The organism is Nocardia sp. NPDC003693, assembly GCF_053981095.1.
This window is the reverse complement of the sequence record NZ_JBSFNO010000013.1, coordinates 47,863-69,015: the sequence shown is the minus strand read 5'-3', so window position 1 is coordinate 69,015 and position 21,153 is coordinate 47,863. Positions and strand designations below refer to the sequence as shown.

Below are 21,153 nucleotides of genomic sequence, written 5' to 3'. Positions count from 1 at the left end.
ACGCCGCGCGCGGTCTCCGGGAGGGGAAACTATCGCATATGCTACGCGCCGTTCCGGACGGCGGAAGCTCACCTCGGGGTGGATTCGCCCCGGGTGACCCACGGGCCCGGGTCCGGGCCGGCGAATTCTCCGCGTGTACGGGCGAAGCGCACGGCAACCGGGAATCCGGCGAGCGTACGGTCGTACGGTTCGGTGGTCACGTGCACGCCGTCGGTGAGCGAGCGCAACATGTGCCAGCCCACCCCATCGGTTTCGAAGTCGGTGAGCGCGTCCACGACCCCGTGTATGTGGACGCCCATACTCTGCTCGTCGCAGTGGAATCTGCAGTCGATCTCGGTACCCGGCACCGCCGCCCGCACCAGCGCGGACGCCACCTCGTCCACCGCTATCCGCAGGTCGACCGCGGTGTCGATGCCGAAGTCGGCTATCAGGCATACGGTCTCGGCGAGTGCGCGCAAGGTACCCAGTTGCCCGGCCACCGCCGGGGTGCGCACCGCGACCTCGGTGTAGTTCGAGGCGGGCGGCGACACACCGTGCGGCGGCTCGGGCGCGACCCGCAGGTGCGCACCGGCCGTACCGCGTCGCGGCCTGTTCTTGCCCGTGTCTCGTGTTCTGAATTGCCCCGTCATCTCACATCGCCCCTGGCATCGATAGGCAGTGTTGTTGTCCGATCTGCACGTTGTTCTGCTACTGGCCTACCCGGGTATGCGCGACTGAAAACGTGGCGGAACGGACAGCCGCCGGACTCGGGTCGATCTTGCAGGCCGGCCGGGATGATCGTGAGTGACGCCACCCACGAGCGGGGCGCGCCGGCGGGTTGCCGGCCCGTGCTCAGCGCGCGGGCGCGAAGCAGCTCGAAGGCAGGTCGACCAGTGAGCACAGCGCCGGCGCGCGCACGGGTGAATAGCCCGCGGGGACACCGCCGTTCGCGGTGATGTCGCGGTAGGCCCAGACCGCCTCGGTGGGGCGGCGGGTCAGGGACGGGTCGGAGGTCACATCGACGGTGTAGAGGCCGAATCGCGGGGAGTAGCTGCCCCATTCGTAGTTGTCGGTGATGCTCCAGTAGTTGTAGCCGATGACGTTGATGCCCTCGGCCTTGGCGCGCTGCACCCAGTAGACGGTGTCGCGCAGGTGATCCGCGCGGGTCATGCCGTCGGTGGTGGGGGAGCCGTTGTCGCTGGGGACGCCGTTCTCCACGATGTAGAGCGGGCGGCCGGGGAACTTCTGGCCGTAGCGGCGCAGCACGTAGTAGATGCCCTCGGGCTCGATGATCAGGCTCGTGGGCTGATTGGTCAGCAGGGCGGCCACATTCGGCGGGTCCGACAGCGAACCGCCGTAGTAGTAGTCGATGCCCACGTAGTCGAGTTTGTCCGCGACGCGGTCGACGAACAGGGCGTCGTCCTGGGCCGCGGTCATGGCCGAGTAGCCGATGTTGCTGGTCACCAGCGCACCCGGCTGCCGCGCGTGGATGTGGTCGTAGATCGCGCGGTGCGCGGCGACCATGCGATCGATCATGGCCGAGACGTCGATCGCGCCGATGCCGCCGATCCGCTGCTCCTGCGACACGTAGGCCAGCGGCTCGTTGAACGTCACCCACAGCGGATCCTCGCCCGCGTATCTGTCCACGACCGCGCGCGCGTTGACCAGCCAATCCTCGACCATGCCGGGGTTGCGCCAGCCGCCGCGATCGACCGCCCAGCCCGGGAACACCCAGTGGTCCAGGGTGATCATGGGTCGCAGACCCGCCGCGCGCACCCGCGAGATAAGGGCGTCGTAGAACGAGAAGTCCCATTGGCCCGGATTCTGCTGCACCCGAGCCCATTCCACGCTGATCCGGAAGACCCCGACGCCCATGTCCGCGGCGCGCTGGATGTCCTCACCGTAGCGATGCAGGAAATCGACCGAATCCCGGTAGCTCTCGGCCCGGCCGGAATCGGCGTAGCGCCGCCAATTGCTGTCCGGCGCCGAGCCTTCGCTCTGGAAACCCGAACTCGAAACGCCCCACAGGAAATTGCCGCCCACCGGCGGCGGTCCCGGGTCGGCGGTGGCGGCTCCGGGCGTGGTGATCGCACCCGAAACCGTCAGAACGATGCATGCCAGGATGAACAGTGCACGTTGTCCCATCGCATCGAGGGTACTTACCCGCGAGCGTGTTTCGCGGCGGTCCGATCAGATTGGACGGCAGTTCATCCCGCGACCGCGGCCGGTTTCGGCGATGAGTCCGATTCGTGCGGTTCGGCTTCGGGAATCTCGGTGCCGCGCAACGAACAACCCGCCGTCTCGCGCAGAAAAGCAACCGCCACCAGGCCGATCAGCGACGCGCCGACCATGTACACCGCCGGGAACAGATTCCACCCGGTGCCCTCGATCACCGCCTCGTTGACCAGCGGCGCGGTTCCGCCGAACGCCGCGGTGGACACGTTGTAGCCGAAAGCGAAACCGGCATAACGCACATGGGTGGGGAAGATGGCCGGGAAGGTCGAACTGATCGTCGCCAGCTGCGGCACGTAGAGCAGCCCGATCACCACGAACCCCACGACGGCCCAGACCGGGCCGAGCGCCATCAGCGCGTACATCGGAACCGCCAGAATCGCGAGGCCGATCAGCGAGAACCGCCACATCGGCCGCCGTCCCACCCGGTCGGACAGGCGCCCGAAGAACGGCAGGGACACCATCATGACCAGCTGGCCGATGAGCATCATGGTGGTGGTCGTCGACTCGCCCAGGCCGATCGTCTTCTGCAGGTAGGTCGGCTGATAGGTGAGCAGGGTGTAGTTCACCACGTTCAGCGCGATGACCAGACCCATCAGCGTCAGGGTCTCGCGCCGGTAGGTGGTCAGCAGCACGCGCAGTCCGGCCGGCGGGGTGTCCTGCTCGGCGACCTCGGTGAACACCGGGGACTCGTCGAGCCGGGCGCGCAGGTACCAGCCGATCAGGCCCAGCGGCAACGCGATCAGGAACGGAATCCGCCAGCCCCAGTCGTACATGGCCTCCGAACCCAGCACGAGCTGGCAGGCCAGGACCACCGCCGAACCGCCGACGAAGCCCGCCATCGTGCCGAATTCCAGGAAACTGCCCAGGAATCCGCGTTTGCGGTCGGTGGCGCACTCCGCGAGATAGGTTGCCGCCCCGCCGTATTCACCGCCGGTGGAGAAGCCCTGCACCACGCGCAGCGCGATCAGCAGCAGCGGGGCCCACCAGCCCACCGTGGCGTGGGTCGGCAGCAGGCCGATCGCGCCGGTGGCCACGGCCATCAGCAGGATGGTGGTGGCCAGCACCACCTTGCGGCCCACCCGGTCGCCGAGCGGACCCCAGACCATTCCGCCGAGTGGGCGCAGCAGGAACGAGATCGCGAAACCGAGCATGGTGCCCAGGGTCCCGAGTTCGCCGGGGAAGAAGGCCGCCGTCAGATACGTTGCGGTAGCCGCGTATACGCCGTAGTCGAACCATTCGGTGGCATTGCCCATCGCGGACGCCGCGACCGATCTTCGCAGCGGATTGGCCGCCGTCTCGTTCCTCATCGTGCCTGCCTTCCCAGCCCGCACCACGGACGTTCCTCGGTACCGCCGCGGCGCGGAGAACGCCGAAGCTTTCGCACGGTAAGAACCGTTACCCAGGCTCACGGTCGCTCAAACCGGAGGGGTTGCCGGCCGGTCGCGCCGGACCCGCCCCGACCGGGGGCTGCGTCGGGTATGTGAGCCCGGTCACGTCGGGCGCATCCGGTGCGGTGGATCCGGCGATCGGGCGCGCGCCCGGGTCAGCGGTCCGGGCGATCATCCCGGGTCGCGCGGGCGGCCAGGCTCATCAGCCGCAGACCGTGCGGACTGAACGCGCCCGGGCCGAAGATCGTGACACCGGCCAGGGCGCAGTACGCCGCGGCGGTGTGCAACAGCAGCAGGTCGCCGGTGTCGCCGGGGCCGAACGGGCAGCCGTCGCCGGCGCCGGTGACGATCGCGTCCAGGGCCCGGGCGATGGCGAACTCGTGATGCAGCGGCACCGCCCGCGACACCAGCTGCACCAGCTCGTCCTGGAGGTCGGCGATGTGCACGGACTGACCCGCGCAGAAGGCGACGGTGTGCAGATGGGCGATGAGGGTGCCCGCCTCGTGCATGGTTCCGTCCAGCGCGGCGCGACCCGCGTCGCCGATGCCCGCCGCGAGCCGGGCCACGCGGGTGTGATCACGCTCGAGGTAGCAGGCGACGAGATCCAGGAGCAGCGGTAGGTACGGGGTCGGGCCCGCCGATGGGCGCACGTCATCTTGTTCGGTCACGTCGGTGTCCCGGATGGGAGGTGGTGCGTGTCGGGGAGGCAGCGGAGGCCCGGGTGGGGGTGAGTCGCCGGGCCTCCGAGCCCGTTCCGCTGGTGCAGCGAACCTGCGCGGAAGCCGGCTTGCCACAGGACGGGCCGCGCAGACGAAACGGAAGAGCATTTGTTTCGCGAACAGCACCCTAGACGCGGTCGCGGGGCCCGCGCGGCCATTGCGGAACCTTTCGTTTTTCGGATATCGGTGTGCGAAAGAGCAGGTCCGGGGACCGGTCCGTGTCCGGGTGCGATGGCTTTGCGCGGGCCCGGGTGGCGCCGATCGTGGCCGCACCGCCGGATTGCCGGTGAATCGGTGATCGGGTCCGGCCCGAAAGGGCATGCTGTGGAACAGGTTCAGCGGCGAAGGGATGACATGGTCGATCCGGGGTGCGTGGATATCCGGCGTGCGCGACTGCATACGCGCGAGGCGGAGGAGACCGTCGAGTACGTGTCGAAGCTCTACACCGGCAACGTGATCGAGTTCCAGCGCGCGGCGCCCGGCGCCAGCGTGCGCAACGCCGTCACCATCGCCGGATCGGTGATGGCCACCGAAATCCGCAGCACGGTCGGCTATATCGGGCATCTCGCCCCGATCACCGGCAGCGTGTACTTCCAGCGGACGCTGTCGGGCAACATCCGGCTACGCGGGGACGGGCACGACATCTGGCAGCAGCGCGAGGAGTTCTCGGTGTACCCGATGAACGTGCCGATTCGCGCGGACTGCGAGAACCACGACGTCGACATGCTGCACATCCCCGACACCGTTCTGGCAGATCTCACCGCCGAACAGGGAATCGAGCTGTCCGCCTTTCGTTTCGAGTCGCTGGCGCCGGTCGACCGGGCCCGCGAACGCTTCTGGAGCAGACTCTTCGACCTGGTGCACCACGAGATCTCGCTGGCCGACCCCGACGTCATGACCGACCTGGTCGTGGCGAACCTGGCCCGCACCCTGGCCGCGGCGGCGCTGACGGTCTTTCCCAACCCCGCGATGGATCGTCCCCATCGCCCGCGCCCGCCGGCGATCAGCCCGTCCACCCTGCAGCGCGCGGTCGACTACCTGCACGCCCATCCCACCCGGCCCGTCACCGTCGGCGACCTCGCCGCGCACACCGGCGTCGGCCCGCGTGCTCTGCAGTACGCCTTCCGCAAGCGATACAACGCCACCCCCATGGAATATCTGCGCCGCCTGCGCCTGGAACAGGCCCACCAGGACCTGCTCGCCGCCACCCCCGGCGACGGCCGCACCGTGGCCGCGGTGGCCGCCCGCTGGGGCTTCCCGCAGCCGGGCCGATTCGCCCAGCTCTACATCCGCGCCTACGGCCAGCCCCCGAGCCGGACCCTGCGCCGCTGACCTGCGTGTCGCCCGGTAGGTCGCGGACGGTGTCAGCCGCCGGCCCCGGCATCGGCCCCGATCCGGTGGAACTCCAGGCCCTCCAGCTCGATGCCCAGCGCGGCCAGACCGGTGTAGTGGACGGGATTGTGGAACCCCGGCCAGACCCGTGGCACGCTCACGCGCGCGTACTCGCTGAACGCGATCTTCCAGCGCCCGGTGACCTCGTCGGGCGCGGTCGTCGGGCCCACACCGGAGATCCGGCCGATCAGGAAGGCGCTGCCGTGCGGCTCGGCGCCGTCGGCGTAGGGCTCGTCGTTGTGCGCGTTCTGGGTGCAGACGAGCCACTCGCAGGCTTCGACCCGCGCGGGGCTCAGCTTCCACGACTGGGATCCGCCCTCGGCGAGGATCGTGCGGGAACTCTTCGCGGTGAATACGACGACGGTGTCCTCGATGGCTGTCATGGATCCATGATGTGAACCCGGATCGGGCCGGTCCAGGTTTCGATGAACTTCGGACCCCCTGTGCGCGAAGTTGATTCGACGCGCGCGGAGCGGCGACCGGTGTGCGTGAACCACCCGGGGCGTGGTTCTCCGGCGCGACCGCGAACCCCCGAAAACGAGTGCGAAGCGGGCAGGTGGCAACCTTCCGGACACCGCGCCGGAGGCGGCCCCGGCGGTTCGCCGATCCGGCCGTCCCGCCGCTCGAGCGGAACCGAATCACGGCGCGTGGATGGCGACTCGCCGCGCGGACGATCGGCGGGCTCGGCGGTGCGCAACCCGCGGCGTTCGCCCCGGTCACGGGCCGCCGACGGGCGGCAAAGGGTGGATCTCCGCTGGTCGGAGCCCGCGAGGGTGCCCCTGACCTGGGGGTCTCCTGTGCTCGAGATAAAATCGGTAGTTCTTGTGTGTCGCGTCGACGCACAATCGGGCAGCAATCCACCAGCACGCACACGTAACTAGGAGACGCTTGTGATCACCGCGACCGACCTGGAGGTCCGGGCCGGAGTCCGCACCCTGCTGACGGCGCCGGGCTCGGCGCTGCGGGTGCAGGCCGGCGACCGGATCGGCCTCGTCGGCCGCAACGGCGCCGGAAAGACGACGACGCTGCGCATTCTGGCCGGTGAGGGCGAGCCCTACGCCGGCAAGGTGATCCGCTCGGGCGACCTGGGCTACCTGCCGCAGGACCCGCGCGAGGGCAATCTCGACGTGCTCGGCAAGGACCGGGTGCTGTCCGCCCGGGGCCTGGACAAGCTCATCCGCGACATGGAGAAGCAGCAGGCGCTCATGGCCGAGGTGGCCGACGAGAAGGAACGCGACAGGGCCGTCCGCAAGTACGGTCAGCTCGAGGATCGCTTCTCCGCGCTGGGCGGCTACGTGGCCGAGAGCGAAGCGGCCCGCATCTGCAACAGCCTCGGCCTGCCCGATCGCGTGCTCGCCCAGCCGCTGCGCACCCTGTCCGGTGGTCAGCGCCGCCGAATCGAGTTGGCGCGCATCCTGTTCGCGGCCTCGGACGGCAGCGGCGGCAAGTCCGACACCACGCTGCTGCTCGACGAACCGACCAACCACCTCGACGCCGACTCCATCACCTGGCTGCGCGGGTTCCTGCAGAATCACGACGGCGGGCTCGTGGTCATCTCCCACGACGTCGAACTGCTGGGCGACGTGGTGAACAAGGTGTGGTTCCTGGACGCGGTGCGCGGCGAGGCCGACATCTACAACATGGGCTGGAAGAAGTACCTCGACGCCCGCGCCACCGACGAACAGCGCCGCGTGCGCGAGCGCGCCAACGCCGAGAAGAAGGCGTCCGCGCTCAAGCAGCAGGCCGCCAAGCTCGGCGCCAAGGCCACCAAAGCCGCTGCGGCACACCAGATGGTCAAGCGCGCCGAGCGCATGCTGTCCGAGGTCGACGACGTGCGCGTGGCGGATCGGGTGGCGCGCATCAAGTTCCCGACGCCCGCCCCCTGCGGCAAGACCCCGCTCATGGCCGAGAACCTCACCAAGCTCTACGGCTCGCTCGAGATCTTCACCGGCGTGGATCTTGCCATCGACCGCGGCAGTCGCGTGGTCGTGCTCGGGCTCAACGGCGCCGGCAAGACCACGCTGCTGCGCATGCTGGCCGGGGTCGAGACCCCCACCGCGGGGCAGCTGGTGCCCGGATTCGGGTTGAAGGTCGGCTATTTCGCGCAGGAGCACGACACCCTCGACGATCAGGCCACCGTCTGGGAGAACATCCGGCACGCGGCTCCCGATGCGGGAGAACAGGATCTGCGCGGGCTGCTGGGCGCGTTCATGTTCTCGGGCCCGCAGCTGGACCAGCCCGCGGGCACGCTGTCCGGCGGTGAGAAGACCCGTCTGGCCCTGGCCGGGCTGGTGTCCTCGGCCGCGAACGTGCTGCTGCTGGACGAGCCGACCAACAACCTCGACCCGATCTCGCGCGAGCAGGTGCTGGACGCACTGCGCAGCTACGCCGGTGCGGTCGTGCTGGTGACACACGACCCGGGCGCGGCCGAGGCGCTCAACCCCGAGCGGGTCATCATGCTGCCGGACGGCACCGAAGATCATTGGTCACAGGAGTATCTGGAGCTCATCCAGCTCGCCTGAGTCCATGTCGTCCGGTGTCGGACGAGAAAATTTTTGCCGCGCACTGCCCGGTCGTCTCGCGGACGGCCGGGCAGTGCGCGTCGAAACCCTTGCTGGCGTGCTGTTTTCGTGTGTGAGATGCGGGCGTTCGCGGGTGATCTTGCTGTCCGCGGCGCCGCCGCGGGCTCTCAAATCCGGGCTGTTCGCCCGATTTTCACGTGTTTCGACACGCGAGCTTTGCTCACTACGTGATACCGATCACAGCGTTTCATTGATCACGGCCTCTCGAGCCCCTAACCTGGAATGAGGCGCCCACGGCGACTCGGAGGAAGTCATGAGTGACAGGCCCGCACAGGGTAAAGCCGTATTGGGTAAAGGCACACGCGTGACGGGAAAGTCGCGAGACCGCCTGCAAACCCAGCTCAAGAAGCAGTACGAGGCGGGGGCAAGTATCCGCTCGCTAGCCCGGGAGACCGGGCGGTCGTACGGCTTCATTCACAATGTGCTCGTGGAGTCGCACGTGCAACTCCGCAGCCGCGGCGGTGCGAACCGCCGCAAGGCCGTCGGCAAGGCCAAGGCCGGAAGCAAGTAGCCGAAGGGTGTCGCCGCGGCCGAACGGAGAAATCCGTTCGACCGCTTGCGATATCACGCGGCTACCTACCGGTCACGGTCCCGTCGCCGAACACCAGCAGGTTCGCCAGGCTCTCGAAGATCGGTAGTCCGGTCTTGATCTCGAGATAGGCGAACTGGCCCTGCGGGTTCACCTCGAGAAACCAGAATTCACCATCGAGGCCGACCCGCAGATCCAGGACGCCGAACGCCAGCCCGAGCGCGCCCATCAGGGTGCTCAGCGACTTGCTGACCGAGGCGGGCAACCGGTCCGCGGTGAAGGCCACCGAGGTGTCCAGCCGCGAATCCACCCGTCCCACACCGGCTTGCGAGTCGATTCGCACCACCCACTCGATGCCGTCGACCCAGACGATGCGCAGATCGCATTCGGCCTGCACGTAGTCCTGGAAGATGGTGGGGGAGTTGCGGATCGTCGGCAGCCGCCGCAGGTCACCCGCGCCGACGATGCGCGTCTCGGTGAAGGCGCCGCGCCCGGTGCCGGTGCGCTTGTACACCACCGGGCCCGGCCGCGACTCGATGAAGGCGCGGGCCTCCTCGTCGTCATTGGTGATCAGGGTCTCCGGGACGGCGAAGCCGGCGCGGTAGGCGGTCTCCAATTGCACGATCTTGCGATTGGCAGTGCGGTCGGCGCCCGGGTCGTTGACCCAGAGCGCCGGGATGGACCAGAGCATGCCCTGCAGGAATCCGTCGCATTCGGCCTGCCGGTAGGTGTCGTCCTCGGTGCGCGGTCCGGTGGGTACCGCGGTGGGCCGAGGTCTTCGCCACCAGACCGAGTTGACCCCGTCCAATCCCATGATGTGCGACAGGGATCGGTACGTACCGTCCTTCGCGAGGCGGAAAGTTCCGTTCTCGCGCGGGAAGTCGCGCATGTCGAGCCGAATCGGGCTGAGGGCGTGGTGCTTTCGCAGTGTGGCGGCGAGCGCGTCGCCGTGCAGATCATCGGCTTCGGTGACCACTAGCACCGAACCCGTTGTGCGGGTGGTCATGCGGAAAACCTGTCAGTCGAGGCTGTCGCAGGCCGCGCCGTCGTCACTGCCGTTGTGCGAGCGGGTCTGGCAACAGGTCATGGTGGCGCCGCCGACGCCGGGCCGGGTGCCGATCTCGAGACCCCGGGCCCAGGCTTCGGTGAGCGCCTGGAGTTCGTCGTCACCGCGCGCCGGGGTGTGATCCTGCGGCAGGGTCAGCGGGCGGTCGGTGAGTTCGATGCGGCGGCGTTGCGTGAAATCCGCTGTGGCGCCCGCACGCACGCGGACCAGCACCGGGCGTCCCTCGCAGAATCCCTGCGTCGCCGCAACTTCCCAATCGGTGAGATCGAGAACGTCGGCGCGCCGGAGGGTCCAGGTACCGTCGGTGACGCGCACGGTGAGGTGGCGGTCGGTAGCGGCGATGAGGTAGCCCGATAGCGGTGGCGCAATGCTTGCGACGGTGGCTGACGCGGGAGGGCGGAGGGCGCCGGTCATGCTGATCTCCGATCTGCTCGGGATTTGCTGCGGAGCCGAGCGTGACCTGAATCATAGCCCGTCAAGGCCCTCGTCCGGTTCGCAACGAAAGATTTCACGGGCCGCTGGCTAACTCTGCCGCGGACCCGGAAACCCCTCCAGCCGTATGTTTTTCGCCTCCGGCGCGAGGCTAACGAAGTCCGAGCACTTCGGGCGCGTCGGCGATCTCCAACAGTCGCGCGCGCGGGTCCGCAATGAGCTTGCGGGCTCGCAGATCGAGGATTCCACTGACTACGTCGACCTGGGCTGATACGGTGCCGTCCAGTTTCGTGATGAACTGGCGCATGGTGAAGACTTTGCCCCCACTCCACTCGAATTCGCAGCTCACGGTGACTTCGTCACCCAAATGCAACTCGCGCAGATACTTGATGGTGGTCTCCAGAACCACCGGGCCGATTCCCGCGGCGACCATCTTCTCCCCGGGAACGCCGCCCTCGCGCAGCAGTTCCCAGCGCGCGTGCTCGGCGTACTGCAGATACACCGCCTGATTCAGATGCCCGTTGATATCGAGCTCGTAGCCGCGGACGGTGATGGGAACGGAGAAGGCCATGGAACTGTCAACCCGGTCTCCGGGTGCGCGCATTCCCTGTTTCCGGTGGTCCGGCGCACAGTTCGGGCGATTGCGGGGCTATCGTCGCGCGGTGTGACCGGAGGCGCGTTCCCGATCGGCCGGGCAACCGCGGCGCGAATCTCTCAGCGGCGATGGGCGTTGCGCTCGGCCCACCACGCGGGCGCGTCGACGAAATGGTTGTCGAATTCCTCCTGTGCCGCGGCGAGCTCGGCGAAATCGGACTCGCCCTTGGCGATGCGGTCCAGCACGCGGAAGTATTCGAACCGTTCGACGCCCGGCATGAGGGCGATGAGAATGCGCGCGCCGCTGTCCGGGGTGGCGCCGAACGCGTGCGGCATCAATGTGGGAACGATGACCGATCCGCCCGCGCCGACCGTCACGATTCGATCACCGGCCAGTAGCTGGAGCTCGCCGTCGGCGACGAAGAAGAGTTCGTCCGAGCGGGTGTGAAAGTGCGGCGCGGCGCCGTCGGCGCCCTGCGCCATGGTGACCTCGAGGCTGCTGACCGCGCCGCCGGCGGCGTCGGAATCGATGAGCAGGCGCATGGTGACGGTGTCGGTGCCGAGGGTCTCGGCCTCGTGCGGCTGACGGATGACGGCCTGGCGGTCGGTGGCGTTCATGCGATGCTCCAAGTGATTCGATGCCATATAGTTCGCTATCGAACTATATGGCATCGAATAGAATCCTGTCCATGGGTGAGACGAAAGCGGACGCGGTCGACGCCATCACCGCGCAGTGGCGGCGGGAGCGACCCGATCTGGAACTGGAGTCGATGGCGATCATCGGCCGGCTGGGCAGGCTCGCGGCGGTGGCCGGAAAGCGGATAGACGCGGTCTTCGCCGCGCACGGCCTGCAGCGCGGAGAGTTCGATGTGCTTGCGGCGCTACGTCGTTCGGGGGAGCCGTACCACCTCAACCCCTCGGTGCTCGCGGACACCATGATGCTCTCGCGCGCCGGAATGACCAGCAGGCTCGACCGATTGGAGAAAGCCGGCCTGGTGCGCCGCGGCGCGGACGCCGGCGATCGCCGCGCGATCCGGGTCGGGCTGACCGATGAGGGCCTGGCGGTCGTGGACGCGGCGGTCACCGACCGCGTGGCGAACGAAACGCGCCTGCTCTCGGGGCTGTCGAGCCGCGATCGCGCGGAACTGGATCGTTTGGTCCGACTGCTGCTCTCGACCCTGGAGCATGAGGGGGAGTAGCGGCCATGGAGGCGGGAATCGAACCCGCGACATCCCCTCTGATGGATGGGCGCTCTACCGACTGAACTACCCCATGGCCGCGGTCGAAGCTACCGGACACACCCCCGGCGCGCAGCTCAATTCTTGCGGCGCACAGAGGCTTCCACGAGATCCAGCACCGCCGAGAGATTGTCGTTGGCGTGCCCGGAGGCGATGCGGGCGATCAGACCGTCCAGGATCAGATCCAGGTAGCCCAGCAGCACCGTGGTCGGCACGTCGTCGCGCAGCGCGCCCTCGGCCTTGCGGCGCTCGAGGCGGGCCACGGTGGCGGCGGTGAGCTCTTCCGAGCGCTCTTCCCAGTTGGCGCGGAACTCGGGATCGTTGCGCAGCCGGCGCGCGATCTCCAAACGTGTTCCGAGCCAGTCGAAGTCCTCGGGGCGCGCGAGCATGTCGCGCATCACCTGGACCAGACCCTGGGTGGCCGCGACCTCGGCCATGCGCGCGGCATCTTCGTGGGCCAGGGCGAGGAAGAGGGCGTCCTTGTCGCGGAAGTGGTGAAAGATCGCGCCCCGCGACAGACCGGTCGCTTCTTCCAGGCGACGCACGGTGGCGCCCTCGTAGCCGTACTCGGCGAAGCAGCTGCGCGCTCCGTCGAGGATCTGGCCGCGGCGGGCGGCGAGGTGGTCGTCACTGACCTTGGGCATGGACTCCTCCGAAACGGGGTGTGCGGGATCGCGCACCGGCGAACCGGTGCGCGATCCCGCACTAGCGACGAGCGAAACGATCCCTGCGGATCGTGTGGTGGGCAGAAACCTCTGCCCACCACCGTGACTCGGTTGCGAAACAGCCCTTCTCAACCGAGCGTCAACCCTCCCGCCGAGGCGGGAAGGGGCCTTCTCAGCCGCGAATCATGTTGCGCAGCACGAACTGCAGGATGCCACCGTTGCGGTAGTAATCCGCCTCACCGGGGGTATCGATGCGCACGACCGCGTCGAACTCGACCTTCGAACCATCCGCCTTGGTGGCGGTCACCTGCATGGTCTTCGGAGTCACACCCTCGTTCAGCTTGGTGATACCCGAGATGTCGAAGACCTCGGTGCCGTCCAGGCCCAGCGACGCGGCGGACTGCCCGGCCGGGAACTGCAGCGGCACGACGCCCATGCCGATGAGGTTGGAGCGGTGGATGCGCTCGAACGACTCGGTGATGACGGCCTTGACGCCCAGCAGGCTGGTGCCCTTGGCGGCCCAGTCGCGCGAGGAGCCCGAGCCGTATTCCTTGCCGCCCAGCACGACCAGCGGGATGCCCGCGGCCTGGTAGTTCTGCGAGGCGTCGTAGATGAAGGCCTGGGGCGCGCCTTCCTGGGTGAAGTCGCGGGTGTAACCGCCCGAGACGTCGTCCAGGAGCTGGTTGCGCAGGCGGATGTTCGCGAAGGTGCCGCGAATCATGACCTCGTGGTTACCGCGACGCGAGCCCAGGGAGTTGTAGTCCTTGCGCTCCACACCGTGCGAGTCCAGGTACTGCGCGGCCGGGGTGCCCGGCTTGATCGGACCGGCGGGGGAGATGTGGTCGGTGGTGACCGAGTCGCCGAGCAGGGCCAGGACGCGGGCGCCCTTGATGTCCTGCACCGGGGCCGGGTCCATCGACATGCCGTCGAAGTACGGGGCCTTGCGCACGTAGGTCGAGTTCTCGTCCCACGCGAAGGTGTCGCCCTCGGGGGTGTTCAGGCCCTGCCAGCGCTCGTCACCGTCGAAGACGGTGGCGTAGGACTTGGTGAACATGTCCCGGCTGATCGCCGACTTGATGGTGTCGTCGATCTCCTGCGGGGACGGCCAGATGTCCTTCAGGAAGACGTCGTTGCCGTCGGTGTCCTGGCCCAGGGCGTCGGTCTCGAAGTCGAAGTCCATGGTGCCGGCGAGGGCGTACGCGATGACCAGCGGCGGGGAGGCCAGGTAGTTCATCTTCACGTCGGGGGAGATACGACCCTCGAAGTTACGGTTGCCCGACAGGACCGCGGTGACCGACAGGTCGTTGTCGTTGATCGCCTTGGAGATCTCCTCCGGCAGCGGGCCGGTGTTGCCGATGCAGGTGGTGCAGCCGAAGCCACCCACGTAGAAGCCGAGCTTCTCGAGGTACGGCCACAGGCCGGCCTTCTCGTAGTAGTCGGCGACGACCTGCGAGCCCGGGGCCATGTTGGTCTTGACCCACGGCTTGGAGGACAGGCCCTTCTCGACCGCGTTGCGGGCCAGCAGGGCCGCGCCCAGCATGACCGACGGGTTCGAGGTGTTGGTGCAGGAGGTGATGCCCGCGACCACGACGGCGCCGTGATCGAGCACGAAGTCACCGCGCTCGGGGTCCGAGACCTTGACCGGCTTGGACGGGCGGCCCGCATTGCCGTTGGCGGCGTTGGGAACCGGGTTGTCGTCGAACGCGGTGCCGGAGGCGACCGGATCGCTGGCCGGGAAGGACTCCTCGATCGCCTCGTCCAGCGCGGTGTGCGGGACCGGATCGTTGGTGTAGGTGGTGATGTCCTTGCGGAACGCGCTCTTGCTGTCCGACAGCAGGATTCGGTCCTGCGGGCGCTTCGGGCCGGCGATGGACGGCACCACGGTGCCCAGGTCGAGCTCCAGGTACTCCGAGTAGGCCGGCTCGTTGTCGGCGTCGTGCCACAGGCCCTGCTCCTTGGCGTACGCCTCGACGAGCGCGAGCTGCTCGTCGCTGCGGCCGGTGAGGCGCAGGTAGTTGATGGTCTCGCCGTCGATCGGGAAGATCGCGGCGGTGGAACCGAATTCGGGGCTCATGTTGCCCAGGGTGGCGCGGTTCGCGAGCGGAACCTCGGCGACGCCCTTGCCGTAGAACTCGACGAACTTGCCGACGACGCCGTGCTTGCGCAGCATGTCGGTGACGGTGAGCACCACGTCGGTGGCGGTCACGCCGGGCTTGATCTCACCGGTCAGCTTGAAGCCGACGACGCGCGGGATCAGCATGGAGACCGGCTGGCCGAGCATGGCGGCCTCGGCCTCGATGCCGCCGACGCCCCAGCCCAGCACGCCCAGGCCGTTGACCATGGTGGTGTGCGAGTCGGTGCCGACACAGGTGTCGGGGTAAGCCTGGCCGTTGCGGACCATGACGGTCGGGGCCAGGTATTCGATGTTCACCTGGTGCACGATGCCGACGCCCGGCGGGACGACCTTGAAGTCGTCGAAGGCGCCCTGGCCCCAGCGCAGGAACTGGTAACGCTCGCCGTTGCGCTCGTACTCGAGGTCGACGTTGCGCTCGAGGGCGTCGGCGCGGCCGAACACGTCGAGGATGACCGAGTGGTCGATGACCATGTCGGCGGGGGAGAGCGGGTTCACCTTGCTCGGGTCGCCGCCGAGGGTGGTGACGGCCTCGCGCATGGTGGCGAGGTCGACGATGCAGGGCACGCCGGTGAAGTCCTGCATGATCACGCGGGCGGGCGTGAACTGGATCTCGGTGTCGGGCTCGGCACTGGGATCCCAGTTCGCGAGGGCGCGAACGTGGTCGGCGGTGATGTTCGCGCCGTCCTCGGTGCGGAGGAGGTTCTCGGCGAGAACCTTGAGGGCGTAGGGCAGCTTCTCGGTGCCGGGTACGGCCGCGAGGCGGAAGATCTCGTAAGAGTTGCTTCCGACCTCGAGGGTGCCCTTGGCGCCGAAGGAATCGATACTCGTCACTGTCAGCTCCACTCGTCTGTGAATGGGAGGGCCACCGGCGGGGCTGTGCCGATGGCTCGTCGAGGCGCTGGGCCTCGTCCGTGCTTCACCCTAACAGTACGCTTGTCCTGTGAGCGCAACCGGCCCCCGAGCGGGCCGTGTTCGGTGCCGGCCGGGGCGCGGGAGTCTCTCACAGCGGTGCGTCGAGGTGCTCGCGTTGGCTGCGCGAGCCTCGTCCAACGGGACAGGTGCAGCTTACGGCGTGCCGTGGTGCGGTGATCGGCCGAGCCGTCGCGTACTGTGCGTTCGTGACCGTCTCGCGCGCCTCGGTTTTCACGCCTGTCAAGGCGGAACTACCGCCGAATACCGACCTCAGGGTCGTCGAGCTCGACCTGTCCGACAATCATGTCGCCGCGCCCGAGGGGCGGAAGCAGGATGGGCTCGCCGCCATCGCCGCGCAGGCGCGTGAGCAGGGCATCGACCTCAATATCGTCGTGATTCAAGGCAATCCGGGCATCGAAGCGGTGCTGCGCGATCTCGCGACCGAGGTCGGCAAGGAGACCGGCGGGACCGTGGTGGTCTTCAGTGACGACTGGGTCGGGACCTATAGCGACGCGTTCACCCGCGGGCGGCTCGAATGGGCCGAGGACAAGGCCAAGTATCGCGGTCCGCAGCGCACCGAGGAGGCGGCGCAGACGTTCGTCGACCGGCTCGAGCAGCCCGAGACGGTGTCGTGGACGCTCATCACGCTGGTCGCGATGATCGCGCTCGTGAGCGCGGTCGCCGGGCTCGCGGTGGTCAAGATGCGCCGCGCGCCGCAGCCCCCGCTGCCGCCGGTCGAGTCCGAGCGGCCGCGTACGCCGGTCGCCTGAGGGCTCCTCCCACGCGGGTCGTAGCGGGCGCTTGCCCGGCCTGACCCGAATCTCACTTCATCCCCGCTGAGCTGACCTCCGGCAGGTTTCCGGCCGGTCGTGCGGCCTGGTCGTGTGGAATTGTGCGGCCAAACCCGCAAATCATCGGCAACGAGTGAATTACGGCTCGTTCATCTCAGCGTGGCTGATTCCGCGCGTGCTGGAAGTGTCGTACCGTTTCGCAACGGCACTCGTGGGGAAGAAGTGTCGGAAGGGTCTCTCGAGTCCCGTGAAATGGGATGTTATCTCTGGGACTCGTGTGGTGAGAGCTGCCGCGGCAGCCGTCGTTCCCCTTGGCCGGACGAACCAGGGAGGATGCGATGCGATTACAGGGCGAGCGTCGAAAACGTCCGATTCGAGTCGCTACCGAGTTGCTGGTGGCGTTGACCGTGCTCACGGTGGGGGCATCGACCGGGCACGCGGTACCGCCGCCCCCGCCCAATCCCAGTGACAGTGAGATCGCCGACGCGGGCGCGACGGTGGATGCCGGGGTGGGCGAGGTGGGTGCGCTCATCAACCAGGTCGCCTCGGTCGAGCAGCAGCTGCAGCAGCTCGACGGCGCCGTGGCCGCGCGCCGCGAAGCGGTCAACAAGGCGCTGGTGGATCTGCAGACGGCCCGCGACACCGCCGATGACGCGGCGCGCGCGGTGGAACGGTGCCGGCTCGAGCTCGCCGACGCCGGTGATCGGGTCGGGGTCGCGCACGACGAGTTCGATCGGTTCGTCACCCAGGTGTACATGCGGCCCGGATCCAACTCGCTGGTGAACTATCTGTCCGCGCCCAGCCCCGAGATCGCGCTCGAGCGCGCCCAGGTGCTGACCATCGCGTCGACGAATCAGCGCGAGGTGGTCTCCGGGCTGCGCCGGGCGCAGGTCGATCAGGCCAACAAGACCTCCGGCGCCAAGCAGGCGCAGCAGGTCGCCGACGGCGCCGCTGCCGCGGCCGAGGTGAAGAAGACCGAGGCCCAGTCCGCGGTGGCCGCGGCCCAGTCCGAACTCGACCACTCGACCGCGGCCCGCAACGACCTTGTGCACCAGCGGGATTCGGCGCAACAGCGCCTGGACGCGGCGCGCTCGCAGGTCGCGGGACTGCAGGGTCAACGCGATGCCTTCGAAGCCTGGGATCAGCAGCGCCGGGCCGAGGAGGTAGCCGCGCGCGCCGCGGCCGCCGACGCCGCGGCCCGGGTGGCCGCGGACCGCGCCTCGAACGGCCTGGCGTCCGAGGCGGCCCAGACCCATCGCCCCCACACCCTGACCGATCTGTCCCCGCCGGCCCCCCGCTACGGCCAGAAACCCACCCGCCCCAGCGGCAACCGCTCGGCCCTGGTGGAGACGGTGGTCGACCGCGCCATGTCCCAGCTCGGCGTCGAATACGCCTGGGGCGGTGGCGATGAGGACGGCGCGACCCTCGGCATCCGCGACGGCGGGACCGCCGATTCGTTCGGCGACTACGCGAAGACCGGCTTCGACTGCTCCGGCCTGATGATCTACGCGTTCGCCGGGATAGGCGTCTCCCTCCCGCACTACAGCGGCTACCAATACACCATGGGCACAAGGGTTCCCGTAGACGAACGCGAACGCGGCGACATGCTGTTCTGGGGCCCCGGCGGCTCCCAGCACGTGGCTCTGTATCTGGGCGGCGGCCGGATGATCGAGGCCCCGCAGTCCGGCGAGGTCATCCGGGTTTCCCCTGTCCGCGAGGATGGGATCATGCCGTACGCGGTCCGCATCGCGGCGTGAAAGTGGCTGCTGCGGCAGGCCGTCGGTAGGTTCTCATGAATGAGTTCGCGCCTGATGAAAACCATTCCGCGTAGGTAAGTTTGGTCGCGTTGTCACGGAGTGGATGCGGCAGCGCGGTTTCGAGGTGCCGACGGCGCAGGTGGCGCCTCAGTAGCGGCTCCAGTCGGCCCGCTGTTTGCGTATGGAGTACGCGAGTCCCGCTATGCCGACCAGGAAACCGCAGAATGCGATGCCGCCGACCGGTAGCCAGCCGTCGACATAGAAGCGCGCGGTGTATCCGAAAAGTCCGGTGTACGCGACGATGGTGCCGATCATCAGGGTTGCGCCCAGGAGATCTGCGCTGCCCGACCGTCCGCTGGTTTCCTCCGCGGCGACGATGAAAAAGATCGCCATTCCTCGGAGGAACCGAAAGATCGCGTAGGCGCTGACCCCCGCCAGCACGGCGCCCCAACTATCACCGAACCATGTCCAGGCCAGAACGGCCATGCAGACGAACACGCGCACCCCTACGCCAGCGACACCAGCGCTCTCATCGTCGCACAGCACACACGCCGACGCAGGGCCAACAGGACCTGTCGGGCCTCGCCGGACGCATGCCGAGATACATCCGGATACGGGCGAATCCGATCGCTACACGCCGGTGACGGATGACAGGCCGGTGGCGAAATCCGTTACCGGCCGATATCGGCGTGGTTCGCCTAGCGCTGCGTTACCTTTCGTGAATCGCTTCCCGCGAAGGGCTCGGCAATGCTGAATGTCATCCACTACCCGATTTCCGCGATCCGTCACCGCAGCACCCGTTCGGCGGATTCCCATCGGCCGGCGACGTAGTTGTGCGTGACCTCGATGGTTGCTGTAGCGGGAAAGCCGAGTTCGCTGGTCGAGGTGCTGTCGGCATAGATCAGTTGTTCTTCGGTGACGATCGACAACCTGTCGATCCGGGTATCGGTGATGAAGCGTTCTGCCCCATAGGTTTTGCCGGTCAGGGGTGACGTACCCGGTTTGATGGGGGCGCCTATGAGGGTGGGCGTTCGTCCCTTCGAGAAGTTGAGGACGGCGATGTAGCTCAGGTGTGACGAACGGCCGGCGCAGCATTGGGCGAGGGTGCTGCCCGTGCAGTGCACGTCGACCACCGCGTCGGACAGTCCGTCGTTGTCGATGTCGGCCCAACCGTGCAGCGTGGACTGGACGATGGATGCGCCGCCGAACGTGCCTGTCGGGGTTCTGGCTTCGCCTTTTCCGTCTTTCAGGACGATCGGAGCGGTCTGGTTCCAGCCCTGCGCCGAGGTCCCGCACGTTCCTGCCGGGATGGTGATGTTCGCGATGTCGGAGTCGGTGATACCCGCGGGTTTGGGTGCGTTGCGTGCGGTGATTTCGGTGACCAGGGTGACGGTGAACGCCGCCGCGTCGAGGGCCAGGGTGCTGACCAGGTCGGTGATGGCCACGACGGCCTGCGCGGCGGTGACCAGCGGGAGGACCTTGGTTTTGGCGACGTTGAGAGCCCTGTTGAGGGCCGGTCCGCTGATCCGCTTCCACACGTCGGGGGAGACCCGCTTCTGAACATCCTTGATGATGTCGGGTCCGAGTTCGACGACGCACGTCGCGAGTTCGGCCACGCCTGCCGCCAACTCCTGTGCGGTGCGGGCGTCGAGGACGTCTCGGCCGGCGTCGTGCACGCAGGAACCCATGAAGCCGAGCTCGAGCGCGGTGAGCAGTGCGGGGTCGCCGACCGCGGCGGACAGCAGCTGCCAGATCACTCCGTATGCCGCCGAGGCCGTGGTGAATTTCGTTGTGATCGGTGCGATTCCGCGGAACTGTTCCAGGCTCGCCTTGGTGAAACCGATATCGACCCCGCCTCCCGGTGGCAGTACCCAGGTCCGAGGTCGTTCATCGGCGGGGACGCCGAGCGGTTCGGTGGTCAACGTCAGCAGGTCGGTGATCGCCGAGGATATGCTGCCGTCGCCGGTGGCGAGGCTCTGCGCGGCCCACTTCGGAGTAACCGGCGCGGTGACGATCATGGCGCCGCCGCGGTTGTTCTTGATCTTGACCACCGCGGTGTCGGGATCCTTCGGGTCGGTCCCGGTGCACACCAGCAGTGGGGCGTTCTGACCTTCGGTGAAGATGGCGTTCTCGAGCCAGCTCGGGCGCGGTTGCGTCGCACAGGTCGGCGGGTTGGTGCGCTGACCGGCGACCGAGGTGATGAAGTGCGCCACGTTGTCGATCGGAACTTCCCACCACTGTTTGTCGCTGAGGTGGTCGACCTGCACGGTCGCGACCGTGCGATCGTCGTTGAGGGTGGCGGTGCGCACGGTCGCGGCGGACGGGTCGTGTTCCGGGTCGGCGTTGGCGCCGGTGTCGTCCAGAAGCAGCATCGTCGACGAGCGTGGCAACGGTTGCGGGAGTTGCAGAGTCAGCGTGATCGGTGTCCGGGGTTGGCCCGAGGCCAGGGTGAGGTCGGCGGCACCGTGCCCGATCGCCTCGGCGGAGCTGGATTGGGTCCGGTCGATAATCGTCAACGTCGTGTCGGCCGGGACCGCGCCTCCGGGAACCAGCGCGGTCCACGACTTCGTGATCTCGACCGTGGTGTCGGTGGCGCTCGCGATCGGTGCGGTTCTGCCGACGTCAGGGGGAGAAGGCGGTGATTCCGGCCCCGCGCAACCTGTCAGCAGGATGATCGACACCATCATCGGCATCGCGCCACGAGTCCGGATCATTCGGCGAGCCTCCCTGGAATTGCAGC

The 21,153-nt window shown here is 68.0% G+C and carries 19 protein-coding genes; 6 read left to right on the top strand and 13 right to left on the bottom strand.

What is annotated here, in order from left to right; translation table 11 throughout:
• Positions 1-68 precede the first annotated feature (68 nt).
• The 4 genes from ACWDOP_RS16660 to ACWDOP_RS16645 all read right to left on the bottom strand — a co-directional run bounded on the left by ACWDOP_RS16660 (position 69) and on the right by ACWDOP_RS16645 (position 4,270).
• Complete coding sequence (locus ACWDOP_RS16660) at positions 69-629, bottom strand: ATP-binding protein (RefSeq protein ID WP_456345782.1); 561 nt, start codon at positions 627-629, stop codon at positions 69-71.
• A 202-nt stretch (positions 630-831) separates the two neighbouring features.
• Positions 832-2,124, bottom strand: a complete 1,293-nt coding sequence (locus ACWDOP_RS16655) for a family 1 glycosylhydrolase (RefSeq protein ID WP_454205302.1) — start codon at positions 2,122-2,124, stop codon at positions 832-834.
• A 62-nt stretch (positions 2,125-2,186) separates the two neighbouring features.
• Positions 2,187-3,521 (bottom strand): MFS transporter, encoded by a 1,335-nt coding sequence (locus tag ACWDOP_RS16650; RefSeq protein WP_456345781.1) that lies wholly within the window; start codon positions 3,519-3,521, stop codon positions 2,187-2,189.
• Positions 3,522-3,757: 236 nt separating this feature from the next.
• Positions 3,758-4,270, bottom strand: coding sequence for a hypothetical protein (locus ACWDOP_RS16645; protein ID WP_456345780.1), 513 nt, complete (start codon positions 4,268-4,270; stop codon positions 3,758-3,760).
• Positions 4,271-4,675: 405 nt separating this feature from the next.
• Between ACWDOP_RS16645 and ACWDOP_RS16640 the strand changes: the two genes are divergently transcribed.
• Positions 4,676-5,653 carry a helix-turn-helix domain-containing protein gene (locus ACWDOP_RS16640; protein ID WP_456345779.1) on the top strand — a complete coding sequence of 326 codons (978 nt, stop codon included), beginning with the start codon at positions 4,676-4,678 and terminating at the stop codon, positions 5,651-5,653.
• Between the two features lie 32 nt (positions 5,654-5,685).
• Here the strand turns inward: ACWDOP_RS16640 and ACWDOP_RS16635 are convergent, their stop codons facing one another.
• Positions 5,686-6,096: a hypothetical protein gene (locus ACWDOP_RS16635; protein ID WP_456345778.1), complete on the bottom strand. Its 411-nt coding sequence runs from the start codon at positions 6,094-6,096 to the stop codon at positions 5,686-5,688.
• A 507-nt stretch (positions 6,097-6,603) separates the two neighbouring features.
• Here ACWDOP_RS16635 and ACWDOP_RS16630 point away from each other — a divergent pair.
• Together ACWDOP_RS16630 and ACWDOP_RS16625 are read left to right on the top strand one after the other, a co-directional pair.
• The gene (locus tag ACWDOP_RS16630) at positions 6,604-8,235 is read left to right on the top strand and encodes an ABC-F family ATP-binding cassette domain-containing protein (protein WP_454205307.1); all 1,632 of its coding nucleotides are present in this window, start codon (positions 6,604-6,606) and stop codon (positions 8,233-8,235) included.
• A 313-nt stretch (positions 8,236-8,548) separates the two neighbouring features.
• The gene (locus tag ACWDOP_RS16625) at positions 8,549-8,806 is read left to right on the top strand and encodes a helix-turn-helix domain-containing protein (protein ID WP_454205308.1); all 258 of its coding nucleotides are present in this window, start codon (positions 8,549-8,551) and stop codon (positions 8,804-8,806) included.
• 61 nt (positions 8,807-8,867) lie between these two features.
• On the opposite strand, the gene ACWDOP_RS16620 is transcribed toward ACWDOP_RS16625, so the two are convergent.
• The 4 genes from ACWDOP_RS16620 to ACWDOP_RS16605 form a co-directional block, all read right to left on the bottom strand.
• On the bottom strand, positions 8,868-9,830 hold the full coding sequence (locus ACWDOP_RS16620) for a hypothetical protein (RefSeq protein WP_456345777.1): 963 nt from the start codon (positions 9,828-9,830) through the stop codon (positions 8,868-8,870).
• Between the two features lie 12 nt (positions 9,831-9,842).
• Positions 9,843-10,304 (bottom strand): hypothetical protein, encoded by a 462-nt coding sequence (locus tag ACWDOP_RS16615; RefSeq protein WP_454205310.1) that lies wholly within the window; start codon positions 10,302-10,304, stop codon positions 9,843-9,845.
• Between the two features lie 169 nt (positions 10,305-10,473).
• Positions 10,474-10,893, bottom strand: a complete 420-nt coding sequence (locus ACWDOP_RS16610; protein WP_454205311.1) for an acyl-CoA thioesterase — start codon at positions 10,891-10,893, stop codon at positions 10,474-10,476.
• 143 nt (positions 10,894-11,036) lie between these two features.
• Complete coding sequence (locus ACWDOP_RS16605) at positions 11,037-11,459, bottom strand: cupin domain-containing protein (RefSeq protein ID WP_456345897.1); 423 nt, start codon at positions 11,457-11,459, stop codon at positions 11,037-11,039.
• Between the two features lie 146 nt (positions 11,460-11,605).
• Here ACWDOP_RS16605 and ACWDOP_RS16600 point away from each other — a divergent pair, with 146 nt between their 5' ends.
• Positions 11,606-12,115: a MarR family winged helix-turn-helix transcriptional regulator gene (locus ACWDOP_RS16600; protein WP_456345776.1), complete on the top strand. Its 510-nt coding sequence runs from the start codon at positions 11,606-11,608 to the stop codon at positions 12,113-12,115.
• Between the two features lie 116 nt (positions 12,116-12,231).
• Here the strand turns inward: ACWDOP_RS16600 and ACWDOP_RS16595 are convergent, their stop codons facing one another.
• Complete coding sequence (locus ACWDOP_RS16595; RefSeq protein ID WP_354985344.1) at positions 12,232-12,798, bottom strand: TetR/AcrR family transcriptional regulator; 567 nt, start codon at positions 12,796-12,798, stop codon at positions 12,232-12,234.
• Positions 12,799-12,991: 193 nt separating this feature from the next.
• A complete protein-coding gene (locus tag ACWDOP_RS16590) occupies positions 12,992-15,784 on the bottom strand; it encodes an aconitate hydratase (protein ID WP_456345775.1) in 2,793 nt (930 codons plus the stop codon).
• A 287-nt stretch (positions 15,785-16,071) separates the two neighbouring features.
• Here ACWDOP_RS16590 and ACWDOP_RS16585 point away from each other — a divergent pair, with 287 nt between their 5' ends.
• Together ACWDOP_RS16585 and ACWDOP_RS16580 are read left to right on the top strand one after the other, a co-directional pair.
• Complete coding sequence (locus ACWDOP_RS16585) at positions 16,072-16,635, top strand: Rv1476 family membrane protein (RefSeq protein WP_456345774.1); 564 nt, start codon at positions 16,072-16,074, stop codon at positions 16,633-16,635.
• A 359-nt stretch (positions 16,636-16,994) separates the two neighbouring features.
• Positions 16,995-18,413 carry an NlpC/P60 family protein gene (locus ACWDOP_RS16580; RefSeq protein WP_454208114.1) on the top strand — a complete coding sequence of 473 codons (1,419 nt, stop codon included), beginning with the start codon at positions 16,995-16,997 and terminating at the stop codon, positions 18,411-18,413.
• 147 nt (positions 18,414-18,560) lie between these two features.
• On the opposite strand, the gene ACWDOP_RS16575 is transcribed toward ACWDOP_RS16580, so the two are convergent.
• Positions 18,561-18,911: a hypothetical protein gene (locus ACWDOP_RS16575; RefSeq protein WP_456345773.1), complete on the bottom strand. Its 351-nt coding sequence runs from the start codon at positions 18,909-18,911 to the stop codon at positions 18,561-18,563.
• Positions 18,912-19,198: 287 nt separating this feature from the next.
• Entirely contained in the window at positions 19,199-21,127 is a 1,929-nt protein-coding gene (locus ACWDOP_RS16570; RefSeq protein WP_456345772.1) for a hypothetical protein, read from the bottom strand.
• Positions 21,128-21,153: the final 26 nt, after the last annotated feature.

Coding starts and splice junctions, on each gene's coding strand:
- ACWDOP_RS16620 (WP_456345777.1), bottom strand. CDS start 9,830: ATGACCACCCGCACAACGGGTTCGGTGCTAGTGGTCACCGAAGCCGAT.
- ACWDOP_RS16595 (WP_354985344.1), bottom strand. CDS start 12,798: ATGCCCAAGGTCAGTGACGACCACCTCGCCGCCCGCCGCGGCCAGATC.
- ACWDOP_RS16605 (WP_456345897.1), bottom strand. CDS start 11,459: ATGCGCCTGCTCATCGATTCCGACGCCGCCGGCGGCGCGGTCAGCAGC.
- ACWDOP_RS16570 (WP_456345772.1), bottom strand. CDS start 21,127: ATGATCCGGACTCGTGGCGCGATGCCGATGATGGTGTCGATCATCCTG.
- ACWDOP_RS16610 (WP_454205311.1), bottom strand. CDS start 10,893: ATGGCCTTCTCCGTTCCCATCACCGTCCGCGGCTACGAGCTCGATATC.
- ACWDOP_RS16635 (WP_456345778.1), bottom strand. CDS start 6,096: ATGACAGCCATCGAGGACACCGTCGTCGTATTCACCGCGAAGAGTTCC.
- ACWDOP_RS16650 (WP_456345781.1), bottom strand. CDS start 3,521: ATGAGGAACGAGACGGCGGCCAATCCGCTGCGAAGATCGGTCGCGGCG.
- ACWDOP_RS16655 (WP_454205302.1), bottom strand. CDS start 2,124: ATGGGACAACGTGCACTGTTCATCCTGGCATGCATCGTTCTGACGGTT.
- ACWDOP_RS16600 (WP_456345776.1), top strand. CDS start 11,606: ATGGGTGAGACGAAAGCGGACGCGGTCGACGCCATCACCGCGCAGTGG.
- ACWDOP_RS16615 (WP_454205310.1), bottom strand. CDS start 10,304: ATGACCGGCGCCCTCCGCCCTCCCGCGTCAGCCACCGTCGCAAGCATT.
- ACWDOP_RS16660 (WP_456345782.1), bottom strand. CDS start 629: ATGACGGGGCAATTCAGAACACGAGACACGGGCAAGAACAGGCCGCGA.
- ACWDOP_RS16640 (WP_456345779.1), top strand. CDS start 4,676: ATGGTCGATCCGGGGTGCGTGGATATCCGGCGTGCGCGACTGCATACG.
- ACWDOP_RS16625 (WP_454205308.1), top strand. CDS start 8,549: ATGAGTGACAGGCCCGCACAGGGTAAAGCCGTATTGGGTAAAGGCACA.
- ACWDOP_RS16580 (WP_454208114.1), top strand. CDS start 16,995: ATGCGATTACAGGGCGAGCGTCGAAAACGTCCGATTCGAGTCGCTACC.